Annotated in this window: 26 protein-coding genes; 9 read left to right on the top strand and 17 right to left on the bottom strand. The window is 63.6% G+C overall.

Features of this window, described 5'->3' with window-relative positions:
• Nucleotides 1-8: 8 nt before the first annotated feature.
• The 4 genes from RBB16_RS01910 to scpA all read right to left on the bottom strand — a co-directional run bounded on the left by RBB16_RS01910 (nt 9) and on the right by scpA (nt 6,379).
• Nucleotides 9-2,183, bottom strand: a complete 2,175-nt coding sequence (locus RBB16_RS01910; RefSeq protein ID WP_306044527.1) for an RNA degradosome polyphosphate kinase — start codon at nt 2,181-2,183, stop codon at nt 9-11.
• 40 nt (nt 2,184-2,223) lie between these two features.
• Complete coding sequence (locus RBB16_RS01905; protein WP_306044526.1) at nt 2,224-2,892, bottom strand: DnaA ATPase domain-containing protein; 669 nt, start codon at nt 2,890-2,892, stop codon at nt 2,224-2,226.
• A 3-nt stretch (nt 2,893-2,895) separates the two neighbouring features.
• Nucleotides 2,896-4,014 (bottom strand): AI-2E family transporter, encoded by a 1,119-nt coding sequence (locus tag RBB16_RS01900; RefSeq protein ID WP_306044525.1) that lies wholly within the window; start codon nt 4,012-4,014, stop codon nt 2,896-2,898.
• A gap of 235 nt (nt 4,015-4,249) precedes the next feature.
• Complete coding sequence (scpA, locus tag RBB16_RS01895; protein WP_306044524.1) at nt 4,250-6,379, bottom strand: methylmalonyl-CoA mutase; 2,130 nt, start codon at nt 6,377-6,379, stop codon at nt 4,250-4,252.
• Between the two features lie 143 nt (nt 6,380-6,522).
• On the opposite strand from scpA, the gene RBB16_RS01890 reads away from it, so the two are divergent.
• Nucleotides 6,523-6,984, top strand: coding sequence for a DUF4174 domain-containing protein (locus RBB16_RS01890; RefSeq protein ID WP_306044523.1), 462 nt, complete (start codon nt 6,523-6,525; stop codon nt 6,982-6,984).
• Nucleotides 6,985-6,994: 10 nt separating this feature from the next.
• Here RBB16_RS01890 and RBB16_RS01885 read toward each other — a convergent pair whose 3' ends face one another.
• From RBB16_RS01885 to RBB16_RS01850, 8 genes are all read right to left on the bottom strand, one after another.
• Nucleotides 6,995-7,387, bottom strand: coding sequence for a hypothetical protein (locus tag RBB16_RS01885; protein ID WP_306044522.1), 393 nt, complete (start codon nt 7,385-7,387; stop codon nt 6,995-6,997).
• Nucleotides 7,387-9,432: an acetyl/propionyl/methylcrotonyl-CoA carboxylase subunit alpha gene (locus tag RBB16_RS01880; RefSeq protein WP_306044521.1), complete on the bottom strand. Its 2,046-nt coding sequence runs from the start codon at nt 9,430-9,432 to the stop codon at nt 7,387-7,389. The genes RBB16_RS01885 and RBB16_RS01880 overlap by 1 nt, the downstream gene beginning before the upstream one ends.
• 138 nt (nt 9,433-9,570) lie before the next feature.
• Nucleotides 9,571-9,774 carry a hypothetical protein gene (locus tag RBB16_RS01875; RefSeq protein ID WP_071688675.1) on the bottom strand — a complete coding sequence of 68 codons (204 nt, stop codon included), beginning with the start codon at nt 9,772-9,774 and terminating at the stop codon, nt 9,571-9,573.
• 253 nt (nt 9,775-10,027) lie between these two features.
• Nucleotides 10,028-10,399: a hypothetical protein gene (locus RBB16_RS01870; protein ID WP_306044520.1), complete on the bottom strand. Its 372-nt coding sequence runs from the start codon at nt 10,397-10,399 to the stop codon at nt 10,028-10,030.
• A gap of 69 nt (nt 10,400-10,468) precedes the next feature.
• Nucleotides 10,469-10,615, bottom strand: coding sequence for a hypothetical protein (locus RBB16_RS01865; RefSeq protein WP_169829058.1), 147 nt, complete (start codon nt 10,613-10,615; stop codon nt 10,469-10,471).
• Between the two features lie 202 nt (nt 10,616-10,817).
• Nucleotides 10,818-11,204 carry a DUF6497 family protein gene (locus RBB16_RS01860; protein ID WP_306044519.1) on the bottom strand — a complete coding sequence of 129 codons (387 nt, stop codon included), beginning with the start codon at nt 11,202-11,204 and terminating at the stop codon, nt 10,818-10,820.
• On the bottom strand, nt 11,201-11,545 hold the full coding sequence (locus RBB16_RS01855; RefSeq protein WP_306044518.1) for a hypothetical protein: 345 nt from the start codon (nt 11,543-11,545) through the stop codon (nt 11,201-11,203). The genes RBB16_RS01860 and RBB16_RS01855 overlap by 4 nt, the downstream gene beginning before the upstream one ends.
• Nucleotides 11,546-11,668: 123 nt before the next feature.
• Entirely contained in the window at nt 11,669-13,201 is a 1,533-nt protein-coding gene (locus RBB16_RS01850) for an acyl-CoA carboxylase subunit beta (RefSeq protein ID WP_306044517.1), read from the bottom strand.
• A gap of 217 nt (nt 13,202-13,418) precedes the next feature.
• Here RBB16_RS01850 and RBB16_RS01845 point away from each other — a divergent pair, with 217 nt between their 5' ends.
• From RBB16_RS01845 to RBB16_RS01835, 3 genes are read left to right on the top strand one after another with little or no spacing between them, the layout of a single operon-like run.
• On the top strand, nt 13,419-14,636 hold the full coding sequence (locus RBB16_RS01845) for a multidrug effflux MFS transporter (protein WP_306044516.1): 1,218 nt from the start codon (nt 13,419-13,421) through the stop codon (nt 14,634-14,636).
• 57 nt (nt 14,637-14,693) lie between these two features.
• Nucleotides 14,694-16,091 carry a short-chain fatty acyl-CoA regulator family protein gene (locus RBB16_RS01840; protein ID WP_306044515.1) on the top strand — a complete coding sequence of 466 codons (1,398 nt, stop codon included), beginning with the start codon at nt 14,694-14,696 and terminating at the stop codon, nt 16,089-16,091.
• Nucleotides 16,092-16,145: 54 nt separating this feature from the next.
• On the top strand, nt 16,146-16,616 hold the full coding sequence (locus RBB16_RS01835; protein WP_306044514.1) for a carbon monoxide dehydrogenase subunit G: 471 nt from the start codon (nt 16,146-16,148) through the stop codon (nt 16,614-16,616).
• Between the two features lie 34 nt (nt 16,617-16,650).
• On the opposite strand, the gene RBB16_RS01830 is transcribed toward RBB16_RS01835, so the two are convergent.
• The 4 genes from RBB16_RS01830 to RBB16_RS01815 form a co-directional block, all read right to left on the bottom strand.
• Nucleotides 16,651-16,890, bottom strand: coding sequence for a YdcH family protein (locus RBB16_RS01830; protein ID WP_071688683.1), 240 nt, complete (start codon nt 16,888-16,890; stop codon nt 16,651-16,653).
• 104 nt (nt 16,891-16,994) lie between these two features.
• The gene (locus tag RBB16_RS01825; RefSeq protein ID WP_306044513.1) at nt 16,995-17,690 is read right to left on the bottom strand and encodes an HAD family hydrolase; all 696 of its coding nucleotides are present in this window, start codon (nt 17,688-17,690) and stop codon (nt 16,995-16,997) included.
• Nucleotides 17,691-17,843: 153 nt separating this feature from the next.
• Nucleotides 17,844-18,767, bottom strand: a complete 924-nt coding sequence (locus tag RBB16_RS01820; RefSeq protein WP_306044512.1) for a DMT family transporter — start codon at nt 18,765-18,767, stop codon at nt 17,844-17,846.
• Between the two features lie 45 nt (nt 18,768-18,812).
• Nucleotides 18,813-19,418, bottom strand: coding sequence for a LysE/ArgO family amino acid transporter (locus RBB16_RS01815; RefSeq protein ID WP_306044511.1), 606 nt, complete (start codon nt 19,416-19,418; stop codon nt 18,813-18,815).
• Nucleotides 19,419-19,504: 86 nt separating this feature from the next.
• Between RBB16_RS01815 and RBB16_RS01810 the strand changes: the two genes are divergently transcribed.
• The 3 genes from RBB16_RS01810 (at nt 19,505) to RBB16_RS01800 (ending at nt 22,616) form a co-directional block, all read left to right on the top strand.
• The gene (locus tag RBB16_RS01810) at nt 19,505-20,395 is read left to right on the top strand and encodes a LysR family transcriptional regulator ArgP (protein ID WP_306044510.1); all 891 of its coding nucleotides are present in this window, start codon (nt 19,505-19,507) and stop codon (nt 20,393-20,395) included.
• Between the two features lie 92 nt (nt 20,396-20,487).
• Entirely contained in the window at nt 20,488-21,495 is a 1,008-nt protein-coding gene (locus RBB16_RS01805; protein ID WP_306044509.1) for a sterol desaturase family protein, read from the top strand.
• A 5-nt stretch (nt 21,496-21,500) separates the two neighbouring features.
• Nucleotides 21,501-22,616 carry an acyltransferase gene (locus RBB16_RS01800; protein ID WP_306044507.1) on the top strand — a complete coding sequence of 372 codons (1,116 nt, stop codon included), beginning with the start codon at nt 21,501-21,503 and terminating at the stop codon, nt 22,614-22,616.
• Nucleotides 22,617-22,784: 168 nt separating this feature from the next.
• Here the strand turns inward: RBB16_RS01800 and RBB16_RS01795 are convergent, their stop codons facing one another.
• A complete protein-coding gene (locus tag RBB16_RS01795; protein WP_306044506.1) occupies nt 22,785-23,531 on the bottom strand; it encodes a YebC/PmpR family DNA-binding transcriptional regulator in 747 nt (248 codons plus the stop codon).
• A gap of 167 nt (nt 23,532-23,698) precedes the next feature.
• On the opposite strand from RBB16_RS01795, the gene RBB16_RS01790 reads away from it, so the two are divergent.
• Nucleotides 23,699-24,442 carry a 1-(5-phosphoribosyl)-5-[(5-phosphoribosylamino)methylideneamino] imidazole-4-carboxamide isomerase gene (locus RBB16_RS01790; protein WP_306044505.1) on the top strand — a complete coding sequence of 248 codons (744 nt, stop codon included), beginning with the start codon at nt 23,699-23,701 and terminating at the stop codon, nt 24,440-24,442.
• A 39-nt stretch (nt 24,443-24,481) separates the two neighbouring features.
• Nucleotides 24,482-26,257 (top strand): SLC13 family permease, encoded by a 1,776-nt coding sequence (locus tag RBB16_RS01785; protein ID WP_306044504.1) that lies wholly within the window; start codon nt 24,482-24,484, stop codon nt 26,255-26,257.
• The last annotated feature ends 39 nt before the right edge of the window (nt 26,258-26,296 follow it).

The raw sequence follows: 26,296 nt of genomic DNA, 5'->3' as shown, positions 1-26,296 counted from the left end.
CGCTTTGGTCAATCATGCGAATGCGTCAATTCAGGCACATCCGCCGCCCCCGCCGATCCGCGTCCCGAAAGCGACGGATTCTGCATGAAAAACCGGTGGCAGGAAAAGGGCTTGTCGATCTGATCGAGGTCAGGGCGCACGAAACTGCCATCTGCCTGCAAGACCCAGCTTTGCGCCACATCCGCCAGGTTCGCCGCCATGATCTGGCTGACGATCTGCGCTTTCACCGTGGGGTTGGTGCATTCCACCAGCGTTTCCACCCGGCGGTTGAGGTTGCGCCCCATCCAGTCGGCGGAACTGATATAGACCCGCGCCTTCTTGGCGGGCAGTCCATGACCATTGCCGAAACAGACGATCCGGCTGTGTTCCAGGAACCGGCCCACGACCGATTTCACGCGGATGTTTTCCGACAGCCCCTTCACACCCGGACGCAACCCGCAGATGCCCCGGATCACAAGGTCGATCTTCACCCCCGCCTGGCTGGCCTCATAAAGCGCGTCGATCACATCAGGCTCGATCAGGCTGTTCATCTTGGCCCAGACCATTGCCGGTTTGCCCCCGCGGGCATGGTCCGCTTCGGCCTTCAGGTTATCGATGATCGTCGATTTGAGATTAAGCGGCGAGATGCGCAGATTGTCCAGCTTCTCGGGTTCCGCATAGCCGCCCACATAGTTGAACACCTTGGTTGCATCGCGGCCAAGCGCGTCGTCACAGGTAAAGAGGCTCAGGTCCGTATAGATCCGCGCGGTGATCGGGTGGTAATTCCCGGTCCCGAAATGGGTATAGGTCACCAGCCGGTCGCCTTCACGCCGGACAACGGCGCTGATCTTGGCGTGGGTCTTGTAGTTGATGAAGCCATAGACCACATGCGCGCCTGCCCGTTCCAGCTTGCGCGACTGGCGGATATTGGCGGCCTCGTCGAAGCGGGCTTTCAGCTCCACCAATGCGGTGACAGATTTGCCGTTCTCCGCCGCTTCGCACAGCGCATCGACGATGGGGGACTCGTTGGACGTCCGGTAAAGCGTCTGCTTGATCGCCACCACGTTGGGATCACGCGCCGCCTGCGCCAGGAACCGGATCACCATGTCGAAGGTTTCATAGGGGTGGTGCAGCAGCATGTCCTTTTGCCGGATGGCCGAGAACATGTCGCCCTCATGGTCCTGCACCCGTTCGGGCACCCGCGGGGTGAAGCTGGGCCAAAGCAGATCGGGTCGCTCATCAAGTACCAGCTCCTTGAGCCGCGCGAGGCCGATCATGCCGCGCACCTCGACCACCTCGTCGCCGATAACGCCAAGCTGCTCACAGATTTCCTCTTTCAGCGCGGGTGGTGCCCCGGCGGACACCTGCAGGCGCACCACATGGCCACGGCGGCGACGCTTCAGCGCGGTCTCGAACTCGCGCACGAGGTCTTCGGCCTCTTCCTCCACTTCCAGATCGCTGTCGCGCAGCACCCGGAACATGCACGATCCGGTCAGCTTGTAGCCGGGGAACAGCGTGCCGATCTTCAGCAACAGCAATTCCTCCAACGGCAGGAACCGCGCGGCACCTTCCGGCGCGGGCAGGCGCACGAAGCGGTCGATCTGGCCGGGGATCGGCAACAGCGCCTGCAAGGGGCGCCCGTCGCGTTCCCTCTTCATCTGCAGGGCCAAAGACACACCTTCATTCGGGATGAAGGGGAAGGGATGGGCCGGGTCGATGGCGAGCGGCGACAGGACCGGGAAGACGTTGGACAGGAAGATATCGTCAAGCGCGGTCTTATCGGCGGATTTGAGGGCCGAGCGCGTCACGACGGTGATCTTCTCCGCCTCCATCTCGGATTTCAGCGCATTCCACGCCGCCTGCTGAGACTGCATCAGCTTGCGCGCATCCGCATTGATCAGGCGCAGCTGTTCCGTCGGGGATCGCCCATCATCGGAAGGCGTCGTGTTGCCCTCATTCGCAAGCTCGCGCAGGCCCGCGACACGGACCGTGTAGAACTCGTCCAGGTTGGCCGCCGAGATCGACACGAAACGCACCCGTTCCAGCAGCGGTACGCGGGGGTTTTCCGCCTCTTCCAGCACCCGCCAGTTGAAGGCCAGCCAGCTGAGTTCACGGTTGAAAAACCGCTGCGGTCCGCTGCGCTGCGCTTCGGGCAGGTCGACCGGGGCGGGGATGGGTTCGTGCAGGAAATCGGCGTTGATCATGTGGCTGCCATAGGCTTGAGGTGTGACACCCGCGTGACACTCATTCCGCCAACTCCGCGAGAAGCGTGGCAATCATGGGCTTCGTGGGTCGCGTCTTGTCGCGCAGGGCGCGGGCGTCGATGGCCTCGACCAGCTGTCGGGCCGCAACGAAGGACCGCTCCATCCGCAGAACCGCATAGGATATCAGCTCGGGGCCGAGCGCAAGCTGACGGTCCGCCGCAAGCTTGACCATGACCGCAGAGAGCAGCGCATCGTCGGGGCCTTGCAGTTTCAGCACGCCTGCCTGCTGCATGCGGCTTTTCAGGTCCGGCAGGGTGACGGGCCACCGCGCGGGGTCCGTCCGTGCCGTCAGCAACAGCCGCCCGCCCTGTCCGAGCACCGCGTTGTGCAGGTGAAAGAGCGCGGTTTCGGCGGCGTTTTCGGTGATCCTTTCGGCATCCTCGACCACAAGCGCGGTGCCAACATGCTCGGGCGACAGGTCTGCCAGCGCCCCGGCGTCGATCACTCTCGCGCCCGTCATTGCGGCCCAGACATGCGCCAGATGGGTTTTGCCCGACGCCTCCGGCCCGACCAGCACCATTTTGCCATGCGGCCAGCTCTCCCACGCTTCGATTCCGGCCACGGCAGCGGCATTGGCATCGGACACATAGAATTCATCGCGCCCGAGGGCGGTGCGCACGGGAAGGTCAAGAAGAAGCTGTTCGGCCATGGCTTACATGTCGTCGTCTTCGGCGCGGCCTTCAAGACCTTTGTAAAGCCGCCCCTCTCGATACTGCGCCATGCCGTAGCGCACCAGAACCCCGATCATCGCGGCAACGGGCACCGCGACCAGCATGCCGACGAAGCCGAAGATGGACCCGAACGCGGCAAGCGCGAAAAGCAGCCAGACCGGGTGCAACCCGACCGAGCTGCCAACAAGGTTGGGGGTCAGCACATTGCCCTCTGCCACCTGACCTATGGCGAAGATCACCGCGACGATGCCGATCCGCAGCCAGTCGGTGGCGTGGCGCACGGTCTCGCCATCCACCACTTCGCTGTACCCCCAGTACTGAAACAGGGCGAGGCCGATGGCCAGCACACCGCCCACCAAAGCGCCCACGTAAGGAATGAAGGTCAGCGCCCCGGCGATCAGCCCGACAATCAGGCCAAAGTTCAGCCCCACGGACATCAAAGCGATGGCGTAGAAGATGCCGAGGATCAGGCACACCGTCCCCTGACCGCGCACGAAACTGGCCAGCGTCCGGTCAATCTCGGACGCCAATTGCCGGATCACCGGCGCATGATCGCGGGGCAGCAGGTCGTCGATGCCAGCAATCATCCGGTCCCAGTCGAGCAGCAGGTAGAAGGCCACCACCGGCGCGATCACCAGAACCACGACGCTGTTGATGGCCGCGCCTGCCGAGGACAGGACCGAGGAGACGACGGTGCCGATCTGGCTGCGGGCCGAGGCCAGCACGTCGGCGATGGTCTGGCGCGCGGCACTGTCTTCCTGAATCAGCGTCGGGAACCGCTCCACCAGCACATCGCGCACGGTTTCGTAAAGCTCGGGCGCGGCCTGCACGAGGGCGATCACCTGCCCGATCAGCATCGGCAGCACCAGAAGCAGCGCCAGAAGGAACAGCAAGACCGAGAAGGCAAAGATCACAACCGTTGCCCAGGCCCTTGAAAAGCCGCGATCTTCCAGCCGGTCGGCCAGCGGATCGAGGCAATAGGCAATCGCCCCGCCCACCACGAAGGGCAACAGCACCTGCCCCAGAAACCACATGAGCAACAGAAAGACAGCCGCCGCGATTCCCCAATAGGTCGCTTGCTGTTTCACGGGCAGGGCCATGGGGCGATCATCCTTCCAGGAACGGCGGTCAGTTGTCCCAAGCTGCCCCTGACGGGCGGGGTTTTCAAGCCGAAGCTGGCAAATTCGCTGATCATGGCACGAACGCGAGAGATTGGCTGAGCCTCGGGCGCTGCGTGTCACGGGTGCCCCGGCCGGTCCGCCCCCGCTGGCAGAAGGGTACCCATGGAAAAAGACCCCGCCTTGGACGGGGCCTTTCAGTGTCTCGTTTCAGGGATCAGCCGCGCGTTTCGCGCACGATGTCGAGGATCTTCTTGGCCGCTTCGGGGATGTTCGTTCCCGGCCCGAAGATCGCCTTCACCCCGGCCTTGTAGAGGAAATCGTAATCCTGCTGCGGGATGACCCCGCCGCAGATGACGATGATATCCCCGGCCCCTTCCGCCTTCAGCGCCTCGATCAGCTTGGGCGCCAGCGTCTTGTGCCCTGCCGCCTGGGAACTGATGCCGATGATATGCACGTCATTGTCGATGGCATCCTGCGCGGCCTCTTCCGGGGTCTGGAACAGGGGCCCGACATCCACATCGAACCCGATATCGGCGAAGGCCGTGGCGATGACCTTGGCACCCCGGTCATGCCCGTCCTGGCCCATCTTGACGACCAGCATGCGCGGGCGGCGGCCTTCCTCTTCGGCGAATTTTTCCACATCCGCCTGGATCGCGGCAAAGCCTTCATCGCCCTCATAGGCCGCGCCATAGACCCCGGCCAGCGTCTTGACCTCGGCCCGGTGGCGGCCGAACTGCTTTTCCATAGCCATGCTGATTTCTCCGACAGATGCGCGGGCGCGGGCCGCTTCGACGGCCGCCTCCAGCAGGTTGCCGCCCTCTTCGGCGCGGCGGGTGAGTTCATCGAGCGCGCCCTGGCAAGCGGCTTCGTCGCGCGACGTACGGATCTTCTCCAGTCGGGCAATCTGGCTGTCGCGGACTTTCACATTGTCCACGTCGAGAATGTCGATCGGGTCTTCGTGATCCTTGCGGTACTTGTTCACGCCGACGATCACCTCGTCGCCCCGGTCAATCATCGCCTGCCTGCGCGCTGCCGTTTCCTCGATGCGCAGCTTGGGCATGCCGGAGGCCACGGCCTTGGTCATGCCGCCCATTTCCTCGACTTCCTCGATCAGCGCCCAAGCCTTGTCTGCCAGTTCCGCCGTCAGCGCCTCGACGTAGTAGGAGCCCGCCAGCGGATCGACCACGTTGGTGATGCCGGTTTCTTCCTGAAGGATCAGCTGGGTGTTGCGGGCAATCCGCGCGCTAAACTCGGTCGGCAGGGCAATCGCCTCATCGAGCGCGTTTGTGTGCAGCGACTGCGTGCCGCCAAGCGCCGCCGCCATCGCCTCATACGCCGTGCGGATCACGTTGTTATAGGGGTCCTGTTCCTGCAAGGACACGCCAGAGGTCTGGCAATGGGTGCGCAGCATCTTGGAGCGGGGGTTTTTCGCACCGAATTCATCCATGATGCGGTGCCACAGGAGCCGCGCGGCGCGCAGCTTGGCGGCCTCCATGAAGAAGTTCATGCCGATGGCAAAGAAGAAAGACAGCCGCCCGGCGAACTTGTCCACATCCATGCCCGCGTTGATCGCGGCGCGCACATATTCGCGCCCGTCCGCCAGCGTATAGGCCAGCTCCTGCACCAGGTTCGCGCCCGCCTCCTGCATGTGGTAGCCGGAGATAGAGATCGAGTTGAACTTCGGCATCTCGTTCGAGGTGTATTCGATGATGTCCGAGATGATCCGCATGCTCGGCTCAGGCGGATAGATATAGGTGTTGCGGACCATGAACTCCTTCAAAATGTCGTTCTGAATGGTCCCTGCGAGCAACGCCTTGTCATGGCCCTGTTCTTCCCCCGTCACGATGAAATTCGCGAGGATCGGGATCACCGCGCCGTTCATGGTCATCGACACGGAAATCTTGTCCAGCGGGATGCCATCGAAGAGGATCTTCATATCCTCGACGCTGTCGATGGCCACACCGGCCTTGCCCACGTCGCCCTCAACGCGGGGGTGGTCGCTGTCATAGCCGCGATGCGTGGCCAGGTCGAAGGCGACCGACACGCCCTGTTGCCCGGCAGCCAGCGCCTTGCGGTAGAAGGCGTTCGACTCCTCAGCCGTGGAGAACCCCGCATACTGCCGGATCGTCCAGGGGCGGCCCGCATACATGGTGGCCTTGACGCCGCGCGTGAACGGCTCCTGCCCCGGCACGCTGCCCATATGCGGCAGATCGGCGGTATCCTCCTCGGTATAGAGGGGTTTTACGGCGATGCCTTCCAGCGTGTTCCAGGTCAGATCATCCAGCGCACGGCCCCGGAGTTCCTTTGCGGCCATGTCCTGCCAGGCTTGGGTCTTGTCGCTCATCTTCTCGGTCCTCTTCTCAATCCCGCGCCGGGGGGCAATCGCCCCTGCCCCGCGCCATGCAGGGACGCTTTCTTGCGCCCATGCGGTTATGCCTCTTCGCTTTCACGGAACGCGCGCCTATATCTTTGACATACGGAGGTTTCATGCGCGCAGTCCTGTTCCTTTTGCTGGCCCTGACGCTCGCCCTGCCGGGCGTTGCACAACAGGCCGACGCCCCGGTTGAGGCGGAAGTTGCCGTGCCGGTGCTGCAAGTCATCGACGCGGTTGAAAGCGGTATCACGCTGGACGAGCTCATGTGGGTCTCGCGGCCCATCGTGGTCTTTGCCGATACCGACCGCGACCCCCGCTTCCAGGACCAGATCGACCTGCTGCTGGAACGGCCCGGCCCTTTGCTGGAGCGTGATGTCGTGGTGGTCATTGATTCCGACCCCGACGCCGAAAGCCCGGTCCGGCAGGCACTGCGCCCGCGTGGGTTTTCGATGGTGATCATCCAGCGCGACGGGCATGTCGCCTTGCGCAAGCCCAACCCGTGGGATGTACGCGAAATCATGCGCGCCATCGACAACCTGCCGATGCGGATCGAGGAGATGGGGCTGTCGCAATAGGCCGTTTTGGTCATGCCTCGCCTCCCATGCCGCCCAGGATCACGCCCCCAGCCAGGAACAACGCGCCAAGCGCCACCAGCCCCGAGGTTGCCGGATCGGTCTGAAGCCCGATCACCGCGCCCATCATGCCACCTCCCGCCAGCAGCAGCGCCAAAGCGGCCACGGCCGCCAAGAGCAACCACCGACGCCCAAGCCACAGCTTCAGCGCCCCGGCCCAAATGCCCGCACCGGCGACAATCGCCAGCAGCATCGCGGCCACCAGAGGCCCGGTCTTCACCTGATCGTCCAGGAAATCGGCCAGCAGCAGCCAGAACACACCCGCCATCACCCCGAGCCCGGCCAGAAAGCCGAGCCCGTGCACCACCCAGATCCGGGCAGGGGCATATGGCGGGCGGGATGTCATCACTCGAATTCCATGATCACGTCATCAACGGCAAGGCTGTCGCCCGCCGCTGCGTTGATCTTGGACACGATGCCTTTCTTCTCGGCCCGCAGGATGTTCTCCATCTTCATCGCCTCAACGGTGCACAGCGCCTGGCCCTCCTGCACTTCCTGACCGACCTCGACATTCACCTTCACGATGAGGCCCGGCATCGGGCAGAGCAGCAGTTTCGAGGTGTCGGGCGCGACCTTTTCGGGCATCAGCGCCGCCAGTTCCGCCTGACGCGGGCTGCGCACCTTCACGGCCAGATCGGCCCCGCGCGTCCGGATACGGAAGCCCTGGGTGATCTTGCCCACCTTCAGCACCAGCGGGCTGCCGTTCACATCCAGCACTGCCAGCTGGTCGCCCGGCGTCCAGTCGCTGGCCACCCGCAGCACCTGCCCATCCGGGAAGGTCACGGTCGACCCTTCGTGATCGGCGTCGATATGCACGGGGAAGCTTTCGCCCTGCAGCGCCACGACCCAATCGGTCGCCACGCGGCGTTCATGGTTGTCCATCCGGCCAGACACGCGGGCACGGCGGATCTCGGCCACCCGGTGCATGGCAGCGGCAGAGGCCGCAACCCGGCGCAGCTCCTCCTCTGGCAGCGTCACGCCCTCAAAGCCCTCGGGATATTCCTCGGCAATGAAGGCGGTGGTCATGTCGCCCGAGATGAATTTGGGGTGATCCATCACCGCCGACAGGAAGGGCAGGTTGTGGCCGATGCCCTCCACCTCGAAACTGTCGAGCGCAATCCGCATCGCCTCGATCGCCTCGGCCCGCGTCGGCGCCCAGGTGCAGAGCTTGGCAATCATCGGGTCGTAATACATGCTGATCTCGCCGCCCTCGTAGACGCCGGTATCGTTGCGCACAGCGGTCGGCCCTTCCGGCGCATCGCCCTGCCATTTGCCGTTCACCAGCATCGGCCCCGACGCGGTTTCCGCCGGCGGGCGATAGCGGGTCAGACGACCGATAGAGGGCAGGAAGCCGCGATAGGGGTCTTCCGCATAAAGACGGTTTTCAATCGCCCACCCGGTCAGCGTCACATCGTCCTGGGTGATCGACAGCGGTTCACCCGCGGCCACGCGGATCATCTGTTCCACGAGGTCCACACCAGTGATCAGTTCCGTCACCGGATGTTCCACCTGCAGGCGGGTGTTCATTTCGAGGAAGTAGAAATTCTTCTGCCCATCCACGATGAATTCCACCGTGCCCGCGCTCGCATAGCCCACGGCCTTGGCCAGCGCGACGGCCTGTTCGCCCATGGCCTTGCGGGTCGCCTCGTCGAGGAAGGGCGAGGGCGCCTCTTCCACCACCTTCTGGTTGCGCCGCTGGATCGAGCATTCGCGCTCGCCCAGGTAAATCCCGTTGCCATGCGCATCACAGAGAACCTGAATCTCGATATGACGCGGCTGCGTGACGAATTTCTCGATGAAGATCCGGTCATCGCCAAAGCTGTTCGCCGCCTCGTTCTTGGACGACTGGAAGCCTTCGCGCGCCTCCTCGTCGTTCCATGCGATCCGCATCCCCTTGCCACCGCCCCCGGCGCTGGCCTTGATCATGACGGGGTAGCCGATCTCGTTGGAAATCTTCACCGCTTCCTCGGCATCCTCGATCAGGCCCATGTAACCGGGCACTGTGGATACTTGTGCGTCCTGTGCAATCTTCTTGGAGGTGATCTTGTCGCCCATGGCCTCGATCGCGCCGACCGGCGGACCAACAAACGCCACGCCAGCCGCTTCAAGAGCTTCCGCGAACTTGCTGTTTTCAGACAGGAACCCATAGCCCGGATGAACAGCTTCAGCGCCCGAGGCCTTGATCGCCTCCATCACCTTGTCGATGACGATATAGGACTGGTTCGCCGGCGGAGGTCCGATATGTATAGCCTCGTCCGCCATCTGCACATGCAGCGCATGCTTGTCGGCATCGGAATAAATGGCGACCGTCGTGATCCCCATCTTCTTGGCTGTTTTCATCACGCGGCAGGCGATTTCGCCCCGGTTCGCGATCAGGATCTTGTTGAACATGGTCCCTTGTCCTCCTCTTACGCCGGGGCCGTCACGGCAGGCGTGGAAACGAAAAAGGACCATCCCGGGCGGTCAGCCCCGGATGGTCCCATTGAATTGCCGATCTGCGCGAGATGCGCAGGTGTTATGTCTGTTGTGTCAGCAGAGATTGACGTCGTCGCAAAGCGCGCCAGCAGCCGCGCCGACAACCGCGCCGGTTGCCACGCTGCCACCAAGCACCGCCGCACCGACGCCGCCCGCTGCGGCCCCGACGGCCGCGCGATCGAGATCCGTTCGTGCAAAACAGCCCGACAGAAGCGTTGCCGCGATCGCGCACACCGCAATAAGTTTGATTTTCTGCATGTTGCTCGTGCCTCTTCCCGTTCTTTTCTTGAGTGGCGTGACCCACCTTTGAAAAAAGACGGCCCGCCGTCAATGCCGACGGGCCGCTCTGAAGGGGAAGGGTAACACGTCACATTACCACCGGCCCGTTTGAAGCTGGGGACTAAGGCCGGCAAAGTGACGATTGCACGAGGATTTTCGCGGTGCGAGACGGAAAAAACGCGGTCCGATTTTTGGGCGCGTTTCTGCGCAATTCTGCAAGCCATAGGCAGGTTCATGCCGACCCCTCCCAATGGCCCGATCCGTCAAAGGCCTCGGGGAAGGAGGCCCGCGCGCGGGCCACGTCAAGCTGCAACAGCGCCTCGTAATCCTCTGGATCGAAAGGATCATCCAGCGCAATCACCTCGCGCCCCAAAAGCCAGGACAGCCGCCCGGCATCCAGGTTGCCGCGCTCGAAGGGTTGATCGCCGAAATAGAGCCACAGCGCCTCGACAAAGGCCGCATCGGCGCGGCGGTCGGCCGGGCGCCGGTCGGCATAGCGTTCGCGGGCAATCAGGGGCGTCGCCCCCTTCTTGTTCTCGCGCCGGATGGTGAACTGGTAATCGGTGCCGGGCATTCGGCCCGGAAAGCCACGATGCTTGATCATGCCCACGCCCCCCCGATTTCCGGGGCGCGGAAGGGCCGGACGGGAATGCCCCGCCCGGTCCGGTCTGCGTCAGTCGTATTTGTTGCTATACACCGGCTCGGCCTGAATGGGCGCGGGGTCGATGATGATGATTTCTTCCGGCTCTGGGGCCGGCGCACACGCTGCGGCGCCGACAAGAAGGCCCAAAGCGAGAAGCGCTTTGATGCGGTTGGACATCCTGCTCTCCTATCGTTTTTTGTCCCGGTCGCTTGGGGGCGGACCGGGTTCCCGGGAATGGCCGTACACACATGGCCAAATTTGATCATACCCGAAAGGAGGGCGGAAAAGCAGCCAAATGATGGCAGGAATGTGTCCTGTGTCCGCGCTGCATCAGAAAGATATCCACAGCAGGAACGTCTCGCAACATGTTGTAGGGTCATCAGAAATCCTCCCAGATGCAGGATCCGTCTTGCAGGCGGTATCCGGCAAAGACCTGCGTGACGCCGGGGGCGGGCTGGCCACGTTCGACCCTCTCGCTCATGACCTGCACCACGATCTGGTCGGGGGTTTGGTCGGCTTCGGCAGCCGCCGCAAGCCCCCATGTGTCGCAGATCACGCCGGTATCCTCGGCCATCTCTTCGGCCCCGATACGCCGACCAGCCAAAGATGGGGCCAGCACCTGAAGGATCAGCCAGGTTTCGCCATCGGGCTGCGACTCCATCACGGTCCCCGCAAGCTCTACGGCAAGGCCCGAGGGCAGCTCCAGCGCCTCTTCCCGGCAGCCTGCGAGCGCGGTCAGCGCCAGGATCACCGCCAGCGCCCTCATGCCCGACGCCCTGCGAAGGCCGCCCAACGGGCGCGGTTGCGGGGGCAGGCCAGCACGCCCGCGATCCGGGTTTCGAGGCCCGCGCGGGGGGCGGGGCCCTCGACCCGCCCACCCGCGCGCAGCCTCAGCCCGTGATCCTGCTCCTCCACATGAACCACGGGGGAAAAGCCACGCACGTCCCTCAACGCGCGCCACATGTCCTGCCGGACCTGTTGCGCCAGACGCAGCTTTCCCATCTTCGGAAATTCGGCCACCACACCGATATCGAACCGCGCGGGCAGGTGCCGCGCCAGCGTCAGCGATGCGCCCTCACGCAGGATATGCCAGCGGCGGGCGGTCATTGCCCACCCTCTCGCTGCAACATCCGGTGCATGATCCTGCGCATATCGGTTCCTTGAATTAGGGGTTCCCCCGCCCGTGCCGCCGGCCGGACAACGGGTGGGGGATAGACCCGAGAAAGAAGCTCAAAGGGGAATGTTGTCGTGCTTCTTCCACGGATTCTGAAGTTTCTTGCCGCGCAGCGAGGCAAAGGCACGGCAAATGCGCTTGCGGGTGCTGCGGGGTTGGATGACCTCGTCGATGAACCCACGTTCCGCCGCCACGAAGGGGTTGGCGAAGCGGTCTTCGTAGTCCTTCGTATGGGCCGCGATCTTTTCGGCATCGCCCAGATCGGCGCGATGGATGATCTCGGTCGCGCCCTTGGCGCCCATCACCGCGATTTCCGCGGTCGGCCAGGCGTAGTTGAAATCGCCGCGCAGATGCTTGGACGCCATCACGTCATAGGCGCCGCCATAGGCCTTGCGGGTGATCACGGTCACTTTCGGCACCGTCGCTTCGCCATAGGCAAAGAGCAGCTTCGCGCCATGCTTGATGACGCCGCCATATTCCTGGCTGGTGCCGGGCAGGAAGCCGGGCACATCCACCAGCGTCAGGATCGGGATCTCGAACGCATCGCAGAAGCGCACGAAGCGCGCGGCCTTGCGGCTGCTGTCGATATCGAGACATCCCGCCAGCACCATCGGCTGGTTCGCCACCACGCCCACGGTCTGGCCTTCCAGCCGCATGAACCCGGTGATGATGTTCTTGGCGTAATCTTCCTGGATTTCGTAGAAGTCGCCCTCATCCCCCAGTTTCTGGATCAGTTCCTTCATGTCATAGGGGCTGTTGGGATTGTCGGGGATCAGGGTGTCGAGGCTGTCTTCCACCCGCGCCACATCGTCGAAGAAGGGGCGCACCGGGGGCTTTTCGCGGTTGTTCAGCGGCAGGAAGTCGACCAGGCGGCGCACCTCGGCCATCGCCTCCACATCATTTTCAAACGCGCCATCGGCGACGGAGGATTTCTTGGTATGGGTCGATGCGCCGCCAAGTTCCTCGGCGGTCACAACCTCGTTCGTCACCGTTTTCACCACGTCGGGGCCGGTCACGAACATGTAGGAGCTGTCCTTCACCATAAAGATGAAGTCGGTCATCGCGGGCGAATAGACAGCGCCACCGGCACAGGGCCCCATGATGACGGAAATCTGCGGCACCACGCCCGAGGCCATGATGTTGCGCTGGAAGACTTCCGCGTAACCGGCGAGAGAGGCCACGCCTTCCTGGATACGAGCCCCGCCTGAATCGTTGATGCCGATCACGGGCGCGCCGTTCTGCATCGCCATATCCATGATCTTGCAGATCTTTTCGGCATGCGTTTCGGACAGCGAGCCGCCGAAGACGGTGAAATCCTGGCTGAACACATAGACCATGCGGCCGTTGATCGTGCCCCAACCGGTCACCACGCCATCGCCGCGCGGCTTGGATTTCTCCATGCCGAAATCGGTGCAGCGATGCGTCTTGAACATGTCGAACTCTTCGAAGGAGTCCTCATCCAGCAGCAGGTCGATCCGTTCCCGCGCCGTCAGCTTGCCCTTGGCGTGCTGGCTGTCGATGCGCGTCTGGCCGCCACCCAACCGGGCCTCTTCCCGGCGATGTTCCAATTCCTGCAGGATGTCTTTCATGGGGTCCCCTTCCTCCCGTAGCGGAGCGGGAGCGACCCGTCCGGCTTTGCGAATTCGAGGGGAACCTAGCGAGTCTCCGGGGAAAAGCCAGTTGAATCCGGCATATTTGCAAATTTGGTGAATTTGCCAAATTTGCAAATGCTAACTAGCAAATGATCGTGAACAATGTGCGAGAACGCACATGGACAAGAGGATCATTGCGGCGTTAAGTAAACCAATGAGTTCAGTCCCCGAGGTCCGGTACCTAGACCGGTCCACGCCCCCTCACATCTCGACCCTGATCGCGGCGACGGCGCTTGGCGCGATGTCGATGAATATCTTCCTGCCGACCCTGCCGCAGATGGCAGAGTATTTTCAGGCCGACTATGCGCTGATGCAGCGCTCGGTCACGCTCTACCTGTTGATCAATGCGATCCTGCAACTGGGGATCGGTCCGATTTCGGACAGGTTCGGGCGCAGGCCGGTGCTGCTTGGCAGCTTCATCCTGTTTTCCCTCGCCACCATCGGCTGCATCTTCGCGCCCACGGCCGAGATCTTTCTGGCGTTCCGAATGGCGCAGGCCGTTGTCGTTGCCGGGCTTGTGCTTGGCCGTGCCGTGGTGCGCGATATCGTACCGGGCCCGCAGGCCGCGGCGATGATCGGCTACGTGACCATGGGCATGGCGCTGGTGCCGATGATCGGGCCCGTGGTGGGCGGCATATTGGGAGAGACCTTCGGCTGGCAGGCGAATTTCGTGTTGCTATTGGCAACCGGGTTGGCGGTTCTGGCGCTGACCTGGTTTGACCTGGGCGAGACAGCGCGCGCCAGCACCGGTAGCTTCCGCGAGCAGATTCGCGAATACCCCGAGCTGTTCACCTCGCGCCGCTTCTGGGGCTATTGCGGGGCCACGACCTTCGCCTCCGGTGCCTTCTTCGCCTATCTGGGCGGCGCGCCCTATGTGGGATCAGAGATCTACCATCTCACCCCGTCGCAGGTCGGGTTCTATTTCGGCGCCCCGGCGCTTGGCTATTTCTGCGGAAACTTCGTTGCGGCACGCCTTTCGGTGCGGTTGGGCATCAATCGTATGATCCTCTACGGCACCACGATCTCCACGGCGGGGCTGCTCATCCCCGTTACCCTGCATTTCATGGGGCTGAGTTCTGCACAGACCTTCTTTGGCTCCGTCACCCTTGTGGGTCTTGGCAATGGCATGACCATGGCCAACGGCAATTCCGGCATGCTGTCCGTGCGCCCACACCTGGCCGGATCGGCCTCGGGCGTCGGTGGAGCCGTGATGCTCGCCGGGGGCGCATTGCTGGCGGATCTGGCCGGGTCGTCGCTTGCCGGCAGCGCAACCGCGATGCCGCTTGTCGCCATTATGCTTGGCAGCTCGGCCCTGTCCATCGCTGCCATTGTCTACACGATCCGCCGCGAACGATTTGTCGGCGCGGGCTGACCCCTTGCGGCACGGGTTTGCAAAGCCCATAGTAACTTTGCAAACCAAGGGGCGAACATGGCGATCCAGAAACTCTATGCCGGGGCCAAGCTGCGGGAACTGCGTGGACGCATGGGCCTGACGCAAAAGGAATTCGCCAGCAAGCTCGGCGTCTCGCTGCCCTATCTCAACCAGATGGAAAACAACAACCGGCCCGTGTCGTCCACGGTGATGCTCGGGCTGGTGCAGGAGTTCGGCTATGACGTGACCGAACTGGCCTCGGGCGACACCGAACGGCTGGTGTCGGACATGCGTGAAGCACTGGCCGACCCGGTCTTTACAGAGGCCGCGCCGCCGCTGCCCGACCTGCGCCTGACCGCCTCCAACGCCCCCGCATTGGCCCGCGCCTTCCTCGACCTGCACCGCGCCTACCGGCAAACCCACGAACGGCTGGCCTCGCTGGACGAAGCGCTTGGCCGCGAAGGCGCCCGCGTCGCCGCCAGCCCGTGGGAAGAGGTGCGCGATTTCTTCCACTATTGCGACAACTATATCGACGCGGTGGACCACGCCGCTGAACGGTTTGCGGAAAAGGCGGGCAGCGATCTGGATGCCCATATCCGCGCGGCGTTCGACGATCAGGGGATTGCCGTGCGCTACGCCGACGACGCCGGTATTCGCCGCTATGACCCGGCCCGGAAAGAACTGACGCTGTCGCCGCGCACCGCCCCCGAAACGCAGCGCTTCCAGCTCTTGCATCAATACGCCCTGATCGCGCAGGGCCGACTGCTGGAGGCGACGCTCGACCTCGCCCGGTTCCAGACCGACACCGCCCGCTCCATCGCCAAGGTGGGTATGGCCAACTACTTCGCAGGCGCTGTGCTGATGCCCTACGGGCGCTTCATGGAGGCCGCGGGCGAAACCCGCCACGACCTAGAGGAACTGGCCGTGCGCTTCGGGGCCTCGATCGAGCAGGTTGCGCATCGCCTGTCCACGATGCAACGCCCCGGAGCCAAGGGCATTCCCTTCTTCTTCGTGCGCGTCGACCAGGCGGGCACGATCACCAAGCGACACAGCGCCACCCGGCTGCAATTCGCCCGCTTCGGCGGCGCCTGCCCGCTGTGGAACGTGCATCAGGCGTTCGAGACGCCGGGCCGCTTCCTGCGTCAATTGGCCGAAACCCCCGACGGGGTACGCTATCTGTGCCTCGCGCGCGACGTGTCGAAATCGGGCGGATCGTTCCACGCCCCCACAAGGCGGTTTGCTATCGGGCTGGGTTGCGAGGTGCAGCATGCCAGCGCCGTGGTCTATGCAGACGGCATGGATATCGGAACCGCCAGTGCCTATCAACCGATTGGCATTTCCTGCCGCATCTGCGAACGGACGAATTGCCATCAGCGATCCGTGCCGCCCTTGGAACGCCAATTGCGCATCGACCCGGATCAGCGCGGCACGCTGCCCTATGAGATCGGACGTTGACGCAGGCCGCCGACCCCGGCCAAATTGTCACGACACGCAATCGGGAGGACCACCATGGAAATGCATTCAAGCCGGGTGATCGCGGCGGATCGGGCGACGGTCTGGGCGGCTTTGAACTCTGCCGAGGTTCTGAAGGAATGCATTCCGGGCTGTGAGGAACTGACGGGGTCCACCGAGGAGGGTTTTGCCGCCACCGTCAAGCAGAAGGTCGGGCCGGTGAAGGCCACCTTCAAGGGCGAGGTGACCCTGTCGGATGTCGTCGAGAACGAAAGCTACACGATCTCGGGCGAAGGCAAGGGCGGCGTCGCGGGCTTTGCCAAGGGCGAGGCCAAGGTGCGGCTGGAGGATGCAGAGGGCGGCACGGAGTTGTTCTACGATGTCGAGGCCAAGGTGGGCGGCAAGATCGCACAGCTTGGCTCGCGCCTGATCGACGGGTTCGCGCGCAAGATGGCCGACCAGTTCTTCGAACGCTTCCAGGCCCATGTGGAAGGCCGCACCGGACATGAAGACGCGGCCGAGGCATAGCCCCGACCGCGTTCAATCCGAGAGCTAAAGCTGCTCAGGCCTTGGCCAGCATCGACGCGATCTCATCCTTCAAATGCATGCGTTTCTTGCGCATCTCGACCTCGGCCAGTTCCTCTTTCGGCTCGATCCCGGTCTCGGCGCGATGCACGGCGCGGTTCACCTCGTGATACTCGTCCATCAGCTTGGCGAAATGGGCGTTCGAGGTCTTCAGCTCGTGGATCTTCTCGACCTTGTCGGGAAATTCCTCGGCCAGTTCATGGGGGGTATGGGACATGTCGCGCTCCTCTTATTGTCGTGTTCCGTCAGCATGGATAGCAGGGCGCACGAAAGCCCGACTTTGACCGAGGTCAATCGCGGCGGCGGATTCGGAAAAAAGGCTTACTCCGCCGCCTGCCGCAGGCTGCGCCGCCACGCGGCATCGACCTCGGCCATGGACAGCACCGCCACCTCGCCGCCCTGCCCCGGCACGCCGAGCCCGCCAGACCGCGCAAGGGCACCGGGAAAGCCCAAAGTGCCGATCCCCGCAGCGGCTGCGGCTTGCAGTGCCGCGGCGCTGTCGACCACGGCAAGGGCGGCAGAGGGCAACACGCCGACCTGCGCCAACGCGAGCTGATAGGCCTCGGGATGCGGCGGCAGGTGGAGCAGGTCGTCGCGCAGGATCGCCACGTCGAACCCGACGCCGCCGCGCGCCCGTGCCGTCGCCTTCAGCATGGCCCGAACCGGTTCCGTCGCGGAGCGGCTGACCAGCCCCAGTTTGAGCCCGCGTCCCGCCGCTGCCATGATCACCGCCGCCACGCCCGGGCGCAGTGGCAACCCCTCGGCCAGCATCGCCGCGAAGAGATGCGATTGGGTGCGTTCCACAGCGGCGACATCCACCGCGCACCCCTGCTGAACCGCGTAGCGCGCCACGGGTGAACGGTCGTCACGGGTGGCCAGCAACCGCTGGTACATGTCCCAGCTCCAGTCCCAGTCCAGCCCTTGCGCGCGAAACGCGCCATTCCATGCCGCCCGGTCCAGATCGGCACATTCCGAGATCGCACCGATCCCACCAAACAAGATCGCTTCCAAAGCCATTCGTGATCCTCCACGGGATCAGGAATACGCCCGCCCGGCGCGGCGACAAGCGCACGCGACACGCCGGAACCATCGCCTGCACCGCGTTGGATCGCCGCTAGGCAAGTTCTGCACCTGATGCCTATTCGGGTGGCAACAAACGAACGCCGACCTCTACAGCTTGGTCTGCGCAACCGCTGGCGTCACCTGTTTGCGGCGCAGCATCGCTTCGCGCAGGGTGATATAGCTGATCGCCGCAATGATCATCGCGCCTCCGATGATCACGAAGATATCGGCGGGCTCGCCGAAGGCGACCGCGCCAAGCAGCGTGGCCCAGATCAATTGCAGGAAGGTCACTGGCTGCGTCACCGTCAATGGCGCGGCCTTGAAGGCCATGGTCATGGTGAAATGCCCCGCCGTGGCGAAACAGGCGACGAGGAACAGCCAGCCAATCTGTTCCCATGTCGGCGGCACCCAGACCGCCCAGGCAAAGGGGGCAAGCCCGACCGTCACCGTCAAGGACAGCATCCCCACCACCACGGCGGGCGAGGTTTCATCCGCCATGATCTTGGCCACCAGATAGCCGACGGAAAACGCCGCTGCCGTGAACAGCATCGCGATATGGCCCGGGCTGATTTCCCGAAAGCCGGGGCGCAGGATGATCAACGCCCCGCAGAAGGCCACGACCACCGCCATGATCCGCCGCATCGCCAGACGCTCGCCCAGGAAGATGGCCGCAAGGATCGTCACGTAGATCGGGTTGAGATAGTTCATCGCCGTGACCTCGGCGATCGAGATCTGGGTCATCGCGTAGAACCAGCTGATCACGCCAAACGTATGGACGAAACCGCGCAGGGCAAACAGCTTGATTGCCCGGCGCGACAGCTGCGCATTCAGGATCGGCCGGATCATCGGCAGCACGAAAACCAGCCCGAGCGCGTAGCGCAGGAAGGCCGATTGCGCAGGCGGCACGGTTGAGCCGATGATCTTCACCACAGCTGTCACGGCCACGAAACAGGCCCCCGTCACCACCATCCAGAACACCCCCATTGCGGGGTTCTGGCCGGGCGGGCGCATGGGGGATGAATTGCTTGCCATGTGCAGCAAGGAACCTCAAAGCGCCGGGAACAGCAAGGCGATACGTCACGTCCCCAGCAATAGCTTTGCCGCAATCGCCCACATCACCAGCCCGATGACCCCATCCAGCACCTGCCACGCCCGCGGACGGGCAAAGACCGGCGCCAACAGCCGCGCCCCAAAACCGAGCGAGAAGAAAAAGACAAAGCTGGAGGTGACCGCCCCTGCACCGAACCAACGGGCATTCTCGTCATATTGGGTGGCGATGGACCCGATCAGCAGGACCGTATCCAGATAGACATGCGGATTGAGCCATGTCAGCGCCAGGCAGGTCAGCAGCGCCCCACGCAGAGACCCCGCGCCGGTGTCCGCCGCTCGCAACGCTTCGCCCCCGCGCCACATAGCATGGAAACTGCGCGCGCCGTACCAGATCAGGAACGCTGCCCCGCCAAAACGCAGGGCGGGTGCGATCCAGGGTATCAGGTCAATCATGACGGAAAACCCGCCAACGCCAAGCGCGATCAGCACCGCGTCTGATATCGCGCAGGTCAGCACCACTGGCAACACATGGGCCCTGCGAAGCCCTTGTCGCAGGACGAAAGCGTTCTGCGCCCCGATGGCAAGGATCAGGCTGAAGCCCAGATAGAACCCGGCAGACGCGGCGTGAAACATGGAAATCCCCTTTGATGACGCCCCCTGCTAGCGCGTTCAATCAATAAATTCGACTTACTTATTCTACTGCGTGATAAACGTTACTTATGATTCTCGACTACGATGCCCTCAAGGCCCTTGCGGCCATCCTGAACACCGGCAGTTTCGCCGGGGCAGCACGACAGCTCGGCCTGACCCAACCGGCCATCACGCAGCGCATCAAGCAGCTGGAGGACCGGGTCGGCACCATCCTCATACGCCGCGGACGCCCCTGCACGGCGACCGAGGCCGGTGCGCGCCTGCTGCGCCATGCGGAAGAGGTGGGCCTGCTGGAAAAGACACTCGTACAGGATCTGGCAGGGTTTGGCCCCGACCCCGACCGCCCCCTGCGGATCGCCGTGAATGCCGACAGCCTCGCCACCTGGGCTCTGCCCGCTCTGGCCGCGGCGAAAGGTTTTCTGTTCGATATCACCGTCGACGACCAGGACCATTCGGCGGACCTGATACGCGCGGGCGAGGTCACGGGGGCCATCACCTCGCATGGACGGGCCATTTCGGGGTGTGACATGCATCCGCTCGGCGCACTTGACTATGCGGTCACCTGCACACCCAGCTTCGCGGCCCAATGGTTTGCGGATGGAGTCACGGCGAAGGCGCTCTCGGACGCCCCATGTCTGACCTTCAATCGCAAGGACCGGCTGCAACGGGACTGGGCCGATGACGTGGCGGGCACGCGGCTTGCCGTGCCCACGCATTACCTGCCAACCACCCATGGCATCACCGAGGCGATCCGGCTTGGTCTTGGCTGGGGGGCAAACCCGGTGGCGCTGTTCCAGCCGTTTCTTGACAGTGGCGACCTTGTAGAGCTGATCCCCGGCCGCCGGTTTTCCACGCCCCTGTTCTGGCAGGTCAGCCGTCAGGCCACCCCGGCCCTGCGCGACCTGACCCGCGCCCTGAAACAGCATGCTGCGACGCTGCTTATCTCGGCGCAATCCTGAACAATCAGCCCTGATTCTTCCGATTGGTGCCGCGTTGTCGCCATTTTTCTCTTTTAGCGTGATCCAAAGACCAATGGGCAAGGCAAGAAAAAATGGACTGGTTTACCGATATTGTGACGGCTGTCTTCCGGGCACCCATCGACCCCGGCATCCGCTTCGCGCTGATCTATATCGCGCCGACGATCGCACTGGCCTTCATCATCTGGCTGGCGCGCGGACGGCCCGCGCCATTCCTGTCCTGGCTGGTGCCCAAAGCGGTCTATACCCACAAATCGAACTGGGTGGACATCAAGCTGTTCCTTGCCAATCACATCCTCGGTGCTGTGGGGTTCTTCGGGGCCGTGGTCTTCATTCCCTTCGTGGCCTTCAAGGTCGTGGTGACGCTGGCGGCATTTTCCGGTGAAGGCTACGCCCTGCCGCCGGTGACCATCGGGCGCACCGCGCTGCTGACCCTCATCATCGTGGTGGTGAACGATTTCTCCAAATACTGGACGCACCGCATCTGCCATGAATGGCAATCGCTCTGGCCCTTCCACGCGGTGCACCATTCCGCCGACGTGCTGACGCCCGTCACCGTCGCCCGCGTCCACCCGGTCGAGGTGCTGATCCGCAACATCATGGCCAGCGTCATCGTCGGCGTCGTGCAGGGCCTCGCGCTCTATGCGCTTGTCGGTCAGGCAAATCTTGTGACGATTGGCGGGGCGAATGTGTTCTACGTGGCGTTCAACGCGCTCGGATCGAACTTCCGTCACAGCCATATCTGGGTCAGCTATGGCCGGGTGATGGAGCATATCCTGATCTCGCCCGCGCAACACCAGATCCACCATTCGGCGGCGAAGAAACATTTCAACAAGAATTACGGCTCGATCTTTGCCCTGTGGGACTGGATGTTCGGCACGCTCTACATTCCCGAAAGCTACGAGGATCTGACCTATGGCGTTGCCGACCGGCAGGGCAACCTCAAGGACCAGCCCCACCCCACCCTGCGCGCGGCCATGGTGCTGCCCTTCGTGGAAAGCTGGCAGGCATTGAGGGAGCGGTTCGGGGCCAAACCCGACGCGCCCGCCGACCCCGCGCCGTCGCAGCACCCGGCGGAGTAAGGCGCATGACCCGTGGCTTCTCCCTCTGGCTCGATACGATCCGGGCGCTTGCGGCCTTTGCGGTTCTGTTCGGGCATATGGCCCATATCCGCTTTACCGGTGGCGACTACTACTTCTTGCGGGACTGGAACATCGCCTCGGATGCCGTGGTCGTGTTCTTCGTCATTTCCGGTCTGGTCATCGCCTTCGCCGCCGAGCGCGACGGCGATCTGCGGACCTACAGCTATAACCGCGCCACGCGGATCTTTACGGTGATGGTGCCGGCACTGATCCTTACGCTGCTCTTCGATGCCATCGGCACGCGGATCACGATGGACGCCTATCCCCTTGGCTACTACCAGCACCTCAGCTGGTCGGAGTTTCTGTTCCGTGGTCTGACCCTCACCCCGCAATGGCTCGGCGTGATGGATCCGGTACGTCTCGGCTCGAACGGCCCGATCTGGTCACTGTCCTACGAGGTCGCTTACTACATGATCTTCGGCTTTGCCGTGTTCTTGTCGGGCGCGCGGCGACTGGTGCTGATCGCGGTGGTCGCATTTCTGGCGGGCGTGCCGATTTTGGCGCTGATGCCCGCCTGGCTGCTTGGCGTACTGGTCTGGCGACGCGTGTCAGACCCCGGGGCCGCGTCGCTGTCTCGGCCCGTGGCCTGGACCCTCGCCATCGGGGCGCCCCTGGCCATGGTGGCCCTCAAATGGGCGGGCGTGGCCGATGCGCTCGCCGCGTTGACCGCACGGGTCTTTGCGCCCGCCGATTACAATGCCGTCCTTCTCTATTCCGACGAGGTCCTGTGGAACAGTCTGCTGGCAATCCTTATGGCGCTGCACCTGATCGGGGTTGCCCCCCTTATGGCCGCAAGCAACTGGCGCGAGTCCGAACGACTGGCAAAGGCGATCCGCTGGCTGGCGGGCGGCAGCTTCTCACTCTACGTGATGCATTACCCGACTTTGCAGCTGCTGGACGCAAGCCTGCCCGAGAGCCTACCGCTATATGACCTGTGGCTGCTCGGGATCACACTGGCCGTGTGCTTCGGCTTTGCCGCCCTGTTCGAGCGCCCCCTGAAAACCTATCGCCGCTGGCTGGCCACGATAAACCGCCGCCCATCAGCAGTTCCGGCAGAGTAGCGCGAAGCGTATTCACTGGGCGCGCCAAGCGCCTTGCAAGGCGCTTCCAAGGCCGTTCGAACGGCCTTCCACCGACAGAGCAAAGCCCGGGCGCGTGGCCCGGGCTTTTCGGATTTTGTATGCACGCCTCGTGTACGGGGGGTGTACGGGAGGCGCCCCCCTGTTTTTCTAGCCCGCCAGCTGTTCCATCACCGCGTCGGAGATCTCGAAATTCGCGGTGACGCGCTGGATGTCGTCATCGTCTTCCAGGATCTCGATCAGCTTCATCAGCTTCTGCGCGCCGTCGAGATCGAGCTCGGTCGTGGTGGTGGGTTGCCAGATCAGCTTGGCGGTCTCCGATTCACCCAAGGTTTCCTCCAGCGCGGTCGAGACCTCGTTCAGATCGGTATCGGCGCAGGTGATCACGTGGTTTTCCTCGTTGGTCTCCACGTTCTCGGCCCCCGCTTCGATCGCGGCCTCCATAACCGCGTCTTCATCGCCGGCGGACAGAGGATAGATGATCTCGCCCTTGCGTTCGAACATGAAGGACACGGAGCCGGTTTCACCCAGGTTCCCGCCATGCTTGCCGAAGGTCGAGCGCACGGTGGAGGCGGTGCGGTTGCGGTTGTCGGTCATTGCCTCGACGATCACCGCAACGCCACCGGGGCCATAGCCCTCGTAGCGGATTTCCTCGTAATCATCCCCGCCCGCGGCCTGGGATTTGTCAATCGCGCGCTGGATCACGTCCTTGGGCACGGATTGCGACTTGGCCTCTTTCACCGCCAGCCGCAGGCGCGGGTTCTTGTCCGGGTCGGGGTCGCCCATCTTGGCGGCCACGGTGATTTCCTTGGCCAGCTTGGAAAACAGCTTGGACCGCAACGCATCCTGACGGCCCTTGCGATGCTGGATGTTCGCCCATTTTGAATGGCCTGCCATCACGCTTCTCCTGAAATACTTGATCGGCGCGGTTCTACTGCAAGCCAGAGGGGACACGCAAGCAGGGTTTCGCGACGCCATGGATCGCGCGAATGCCGTTTTCAAACACCACGTCCAGCACCCGAGTCGGCTATGTGTTGCCCAGACCCACCGGGAGGACCTGACCCATGATGATCTACCCCACAATCGAACTGCAAAACGGCCGCTGCGTGTCCTTGCATCGTGGCCGCATCGAAGAACCGCAGATCTGGCATGTCGACCCGATCGCCAAGGCCAAGGGCTTTGCCGCCGACGGGGCGGAATGGATGCATGTGACCGATCTCGATTGGGTCATCGGCGGTGATGGCAATGCCAGCATCATCGAAGAGATCATTCTTCATTCCGGCATTCCCGTGCAACTGGGCGGCGGCTTCCGCAGCCTCGAGTCCATCGCCAAATGGATCGACAAGGGCGCGGGCCGCATCGTCGTCAGCTCGCTTGCCGCGCAGAACCCCGATATCGTCAAGCAGGCCGCCAAGCGTTTCCCCGACCAGATCGTTGTGGCCGTCGATGTGTTCCAGGGTCAGCTGATGACCAATGGCTGGCGCGACACGGCTGCGATCACCCCCGCCGACTTCATGTCCGCCTTCGATGACGATCCGCTGGCCGCCTTCATCGTCACCGATATCGATTCTGATATCGAGGACAGCGACGGCTCGCTCGGGGTGATCTCGCAACTGGCCGACGGCGCGCGCGCGCCCGTCATCGCCCGTGGCCTGTCGCGCAGCTTGGACGATATCGCACGGTTGAAATACGTGCCTCATATCTCGGGCGCGATCATTGGGCGGGCGCTCTTCGACAAGAGCATCGAGCTCAGCGATGCGCTGGCTGTCGCCAATGCCCGCCCCGGCCCGACGGCAGAGTTCATCTGACCCCGTGACGCCCCGGTCATGGCGCGCTAAGACTGCGCCATGACCACTGACCAGATCCTTCTGTTTTCGCTTTTCGGTATCGTCTTCGGCCTGCTTCTGTGGGGCCGCTTCCGCTATGACCTCGTGGCCTTCGGGGCGCTGATGGTGGCGGTTGTCCTGGGGCTGGTCCCGGCAAGCGAGGCGTTTGCAGGCTTTGGCCACCCGGCCACGCTGGTCGTGGCGCTGGTGCTGGTCGTCTCTGCCGGGCTTGTGCGGTCCGGGGCGGTCTTCCTGATCACCCGCACGCTGGTGGATGCCAGCCGCTCGCTCGGCGCCCATATCGCGATCATGGGGGGCGTGGGGGGCGTGCTGTCGGCCTTCATGAACAACGTGGCGGCGCTGGCGCTGCTGATGCCGGTCGATATCGCCACCGCCCGCAAGGCGGGCCGCAGCCCCGGCCTGTCGCTGATGCCGCTGTCTTTCGCGACGATCCTGGGCGGCATGGCCACGCTGATCGGCACACCCCCCAACATCATCATCGCCGCGATCCGGGAGGAATCGCTAGGCGAGTCTTTCGGCATGTTCGACTTCGCCCCCGTGGGCGGCGCGGCTGCCATTGCGGGCCTCGCCTTTGTGGCGTTCATCGGCTGGCGCTTCATCCCGATCCGCGATTCCGGCGTTGGTGGCGACGCGCTCGGAGAGCTGGAGCCCTATATTTCCGAGCTGACCATCCCCGAGGAGAACAAGATCGTCGGCACCCGCCTGCGCGACCTGCTGGAACCTGCGGAAAAGGCCGATGTGGCGATCCTGGGCCTTGTGCGCGATGGTAAGCGGCGCTTCGGCATGGGGCGTAACCTGGTGCTTCAGGCGGGCGATATCCTGGTGCTGGAGGCGGTGCCCGAAGCGCTCGATGAATTCCGCACCGCGCTGAAGCTCGACTTCGCGCCAGAGGGGCATCCGATCGAGGACGCCGTGGGCGAAGGCGTCAGCCTGATCGAGATGGTCGTGACCGACAGCAGCCGCATTGCGGGCCGAACCGCGCAGGCGATTGGCTTGGGCTGGCGCAAGCGCACCGTGCTGATGGGCATCTCGCGCAAGGGTCAACGCATGACCAAGCGGCTGCGCCAGACGGTCATTCAACCGGGCGACATCCTGCTTTTGCTGACGCCGTCGGATACGGGAGAGGATGTGGTGGACTGGCTCGGCGGGCTGGTGCTGGCCGACCGGGGCCTGGCCGTGACGCGAGACAGCAAGACCTGGGCCGCCATCGGATTCTTCGCGGGGGCCGTGATCGCGGCGTCGCTCGGGTTGGTCTACCTGCCGATTGCGCTTGGGATGGTGGTCGTGGCCTATGTGCTGTTCAAGATCCTGCCGCTGGCGGAAATCTACGACCATATCGAATGGCCGGTGGTGGTACTGCTCGGCTCGATGATCCCGCTCGGCGCGGCGTTGGAGGCCTCCGGCGGGACGGAACTGCTGGCGCAGGGGCTTGTCTCGATCAGCGCGGGCTGGCCCGCATGGGGAACGCTGACGCTGCTCATGGTCGTCACCATGACGTTGAGCGACGTTCTGAACAACACGGCCACGGCCATCGTCGCGGCCCCCGTCGGCATCCGCATGGCAGAGGCGCTGGAGGTCAACCCCGACCCGTTCCTGATGGCGGTCGCCGTGGCAGCCTCGGCGGCCTTCCTCACCCCCATCGGGCACAAGAACAACACACTGGTGCTCGGCCCCGGCGGCTACGGCTTCGGCGATTACTGGCGCATGGGCCTGCCCTTGGAGATCATCGTGATCGGCGTCTCGATCCCCACGATCCTGCTGGTCTGGCCGCTCTGAAATAGTTGAGCGCGCCTCGACATGTCACGAAAGAGCTTC

The organism is Nioella sp. MMSF_3534 (assembly GCF_030732985.1).
Classification (GTDB): Bacteria; Pseudomonadota; Alphaproteobacteria; order Rhodobacterales; family Rhodobacteraceae; genus Nioella.
The sequence above is the reverse complement of the archived record's forward strand: the minus strand, read 5'-3'. Positions and strand labels throughout refer to the sequence as shown.

Bases quoted from the DNA above. Each gene is read 5' to 3' on its own strand.
- RBB16_RS01910 (WP_306044527.1), bottom strand. From the start codon at position 2,183: ATGATCAACGCCGATTTCCTGCACGAACCCATCCCCGCCCCGGTCGAC.
- RBB16_RS01905 (WP_306044526.1), bottom strand. From the start codon at position 2,892: ATGGCCGAACAGCTTCTTCTTGACCTTCCCGTGCGCACCGCCCTCGGG.
- RBB16_RS01900 (WP_306044525.1), bottom strand. From the start codon at position 4,014: ATGGCCCTGCCCGTGAAACAGCAAGCGACCTATTGGGGAATCGCGGCG.
- scpA (WP_306044524.1), bottom strand. From the start codon at position 6,379: ATGAGCGACAAGACCCAAGCCTGGCAGGACATGGCCGCAAAGGAACTC.
- RBB16_RS01890 (WP_306044523.1), top strand. From the start codon at position 6,523: ATGCGCGCAGTCCTGTTCCTTTTGCTGGCCCTGACGCTCGCCCTGCCG.
- RBB16_RS01885 (WP_306044522.1), bottom strand. From the start codon at position 7,387: ATGACATCCCGCCCGCCATATGCCCCTGCCCGGATCTGGGTGGTGCAC.
- RBB16_RS01880 (WP_306044521.1), bottom strand. From the start codon at position 9,432: ATGTTCAACAAGATCCTGATCGCGAACCGGGGCGAAATCGCCTGCCGC.
- RBB16_RS01875 (WP_071688675.1), bottom strand. From the start codon at position 9,774: ATGCAGAAAATCAAACTTATTGCGGTGTGCGCGATCGCGGCAACGCTT.
- RBB16_RS01870 (WP_306044520.1), bottom strand. From the start codon at position 10,399: ATGATCAAGCATCGTGGCTTTCCGGGCCGAATGCCCGGCACCGATTAC.
- RBB16_RS01865 (WP_169829058.1), bottom strand. From the start codon at position 10,615: ATGTCCAACCGCATCAAAGCGCTTCTCGCTTTGGGCCTTCTTGTCGGC.
- RBB16_RS01860 (WP_306044519.1), bottom strand. From the start codon at position 11,204: ATGAGGGCGCTGGCGGTGATCCTGGCGCTGACCGCGCTCGCAGGCTGC.
- RBB16_RS01855 (WP_306044518.1), bottom strand. From the start codon at position 11,545: ATGACCGCCCGCCGCTGGCATATCCTGCGTGAGGGCGCATCGCTGACG.
- RBB16_RS01850 (WP_306044517.1), bottom strand. From the start codon at position 13,201: ATGAAAGACATCCTGCAGGAATTGGAACATCGCCGGGAAGAGGCCCGG.
- RBB16_RS01845 (WP_306044516.1), top strand. From the start codon at position 13,419: ATGAGTTCAGTCCCCGAGGTCCGGTACCTAGACCGGTCCACGCCCCCT.
- RBB16_RS01840 (WP_306044515.1), top strand. From the start codon at position 14,694: ATGGCGATCCAGAAACTCTATGCCGGGGCCAAGCTGCGGGAACTGCGT.
- RBB16_RS01835 (WP_306044514.1), top strand. From the start codon at position 16,146: ATGGAAATGCATTCAAGCCGGGTGATCGCGGCGGATCGGGCGACGGTC.
- RBB16_RS01830 (WP_071688683.1), bottom strand. From the start codon at position 16,890: ATGTCCCATACCCCCCATGAACTGGCCGAGGAATTTCCCGACAAGGTC.
- RBB16_RS01825 (WP_306044513.1), bottom strand. From the start codon at position 17,690: ATGGCTTTGGAAGCGATCTTGTTTGGTGGGATCGGTGCGATCTCGGAA.
- RBB16_RS01820 (WP_306044512.1), bottom strand. From the start codon at position 18,767: ATGGCAAGCAATTCATCCCCCATGCGCCCGCCCGGCCAGAACCCCGCA.
- RBB16_RS01815 (WP_306044511.1), bottom strand. From the start codon at position 19,418: ATGTTTCACGCCGCGTCTGCCGGGTTCTATCTGGGCTTCAGCCTGATC.
- RBB16_RS01810 (WP_306044510.1), top strand. From the start codon at position 19,505: ATGATTCTCGACTACGATGCCCTCAAGGCCCTTGCGGCCATCCTGAAC.
- RBB16_RS01805 (WP_306044509.1), top strand. From the start codon at position 20,488: ATGGACTGGTTTACCGATATTGTGACGGCTGTCTTCCGGGCACCCATC.
- RBB16_RS01800 (WP_306044507.1), top strand. From the start codon at position 21,501: ATGACCCGTGGCTTCTCCCTCTGGCTCGATACGATCCGGGCGCTTGCG.
- RBB16_RS01795 (WP_306044506.1), bottom strand. From the start codon at position 23,531: ATGGCAGGCCATTCAAAATGGGCGAACATCCAGCATCGCAAGGGCCGT.
- RBB16_RS01790 (WP_306044505.1), top strand. From the start codon at position 23,699: ATGATGATCTACCCCACAATCGAACTGCAAAACGGCCGCTGCGTGTCC.
- RBB16_RS01785 (WP_306044504.1), top strand. From the start codon at position 24,482: ATGACCACTGACCAGATCCTTCTGTTTTCGCTTTTCGGTATCGTCTTC.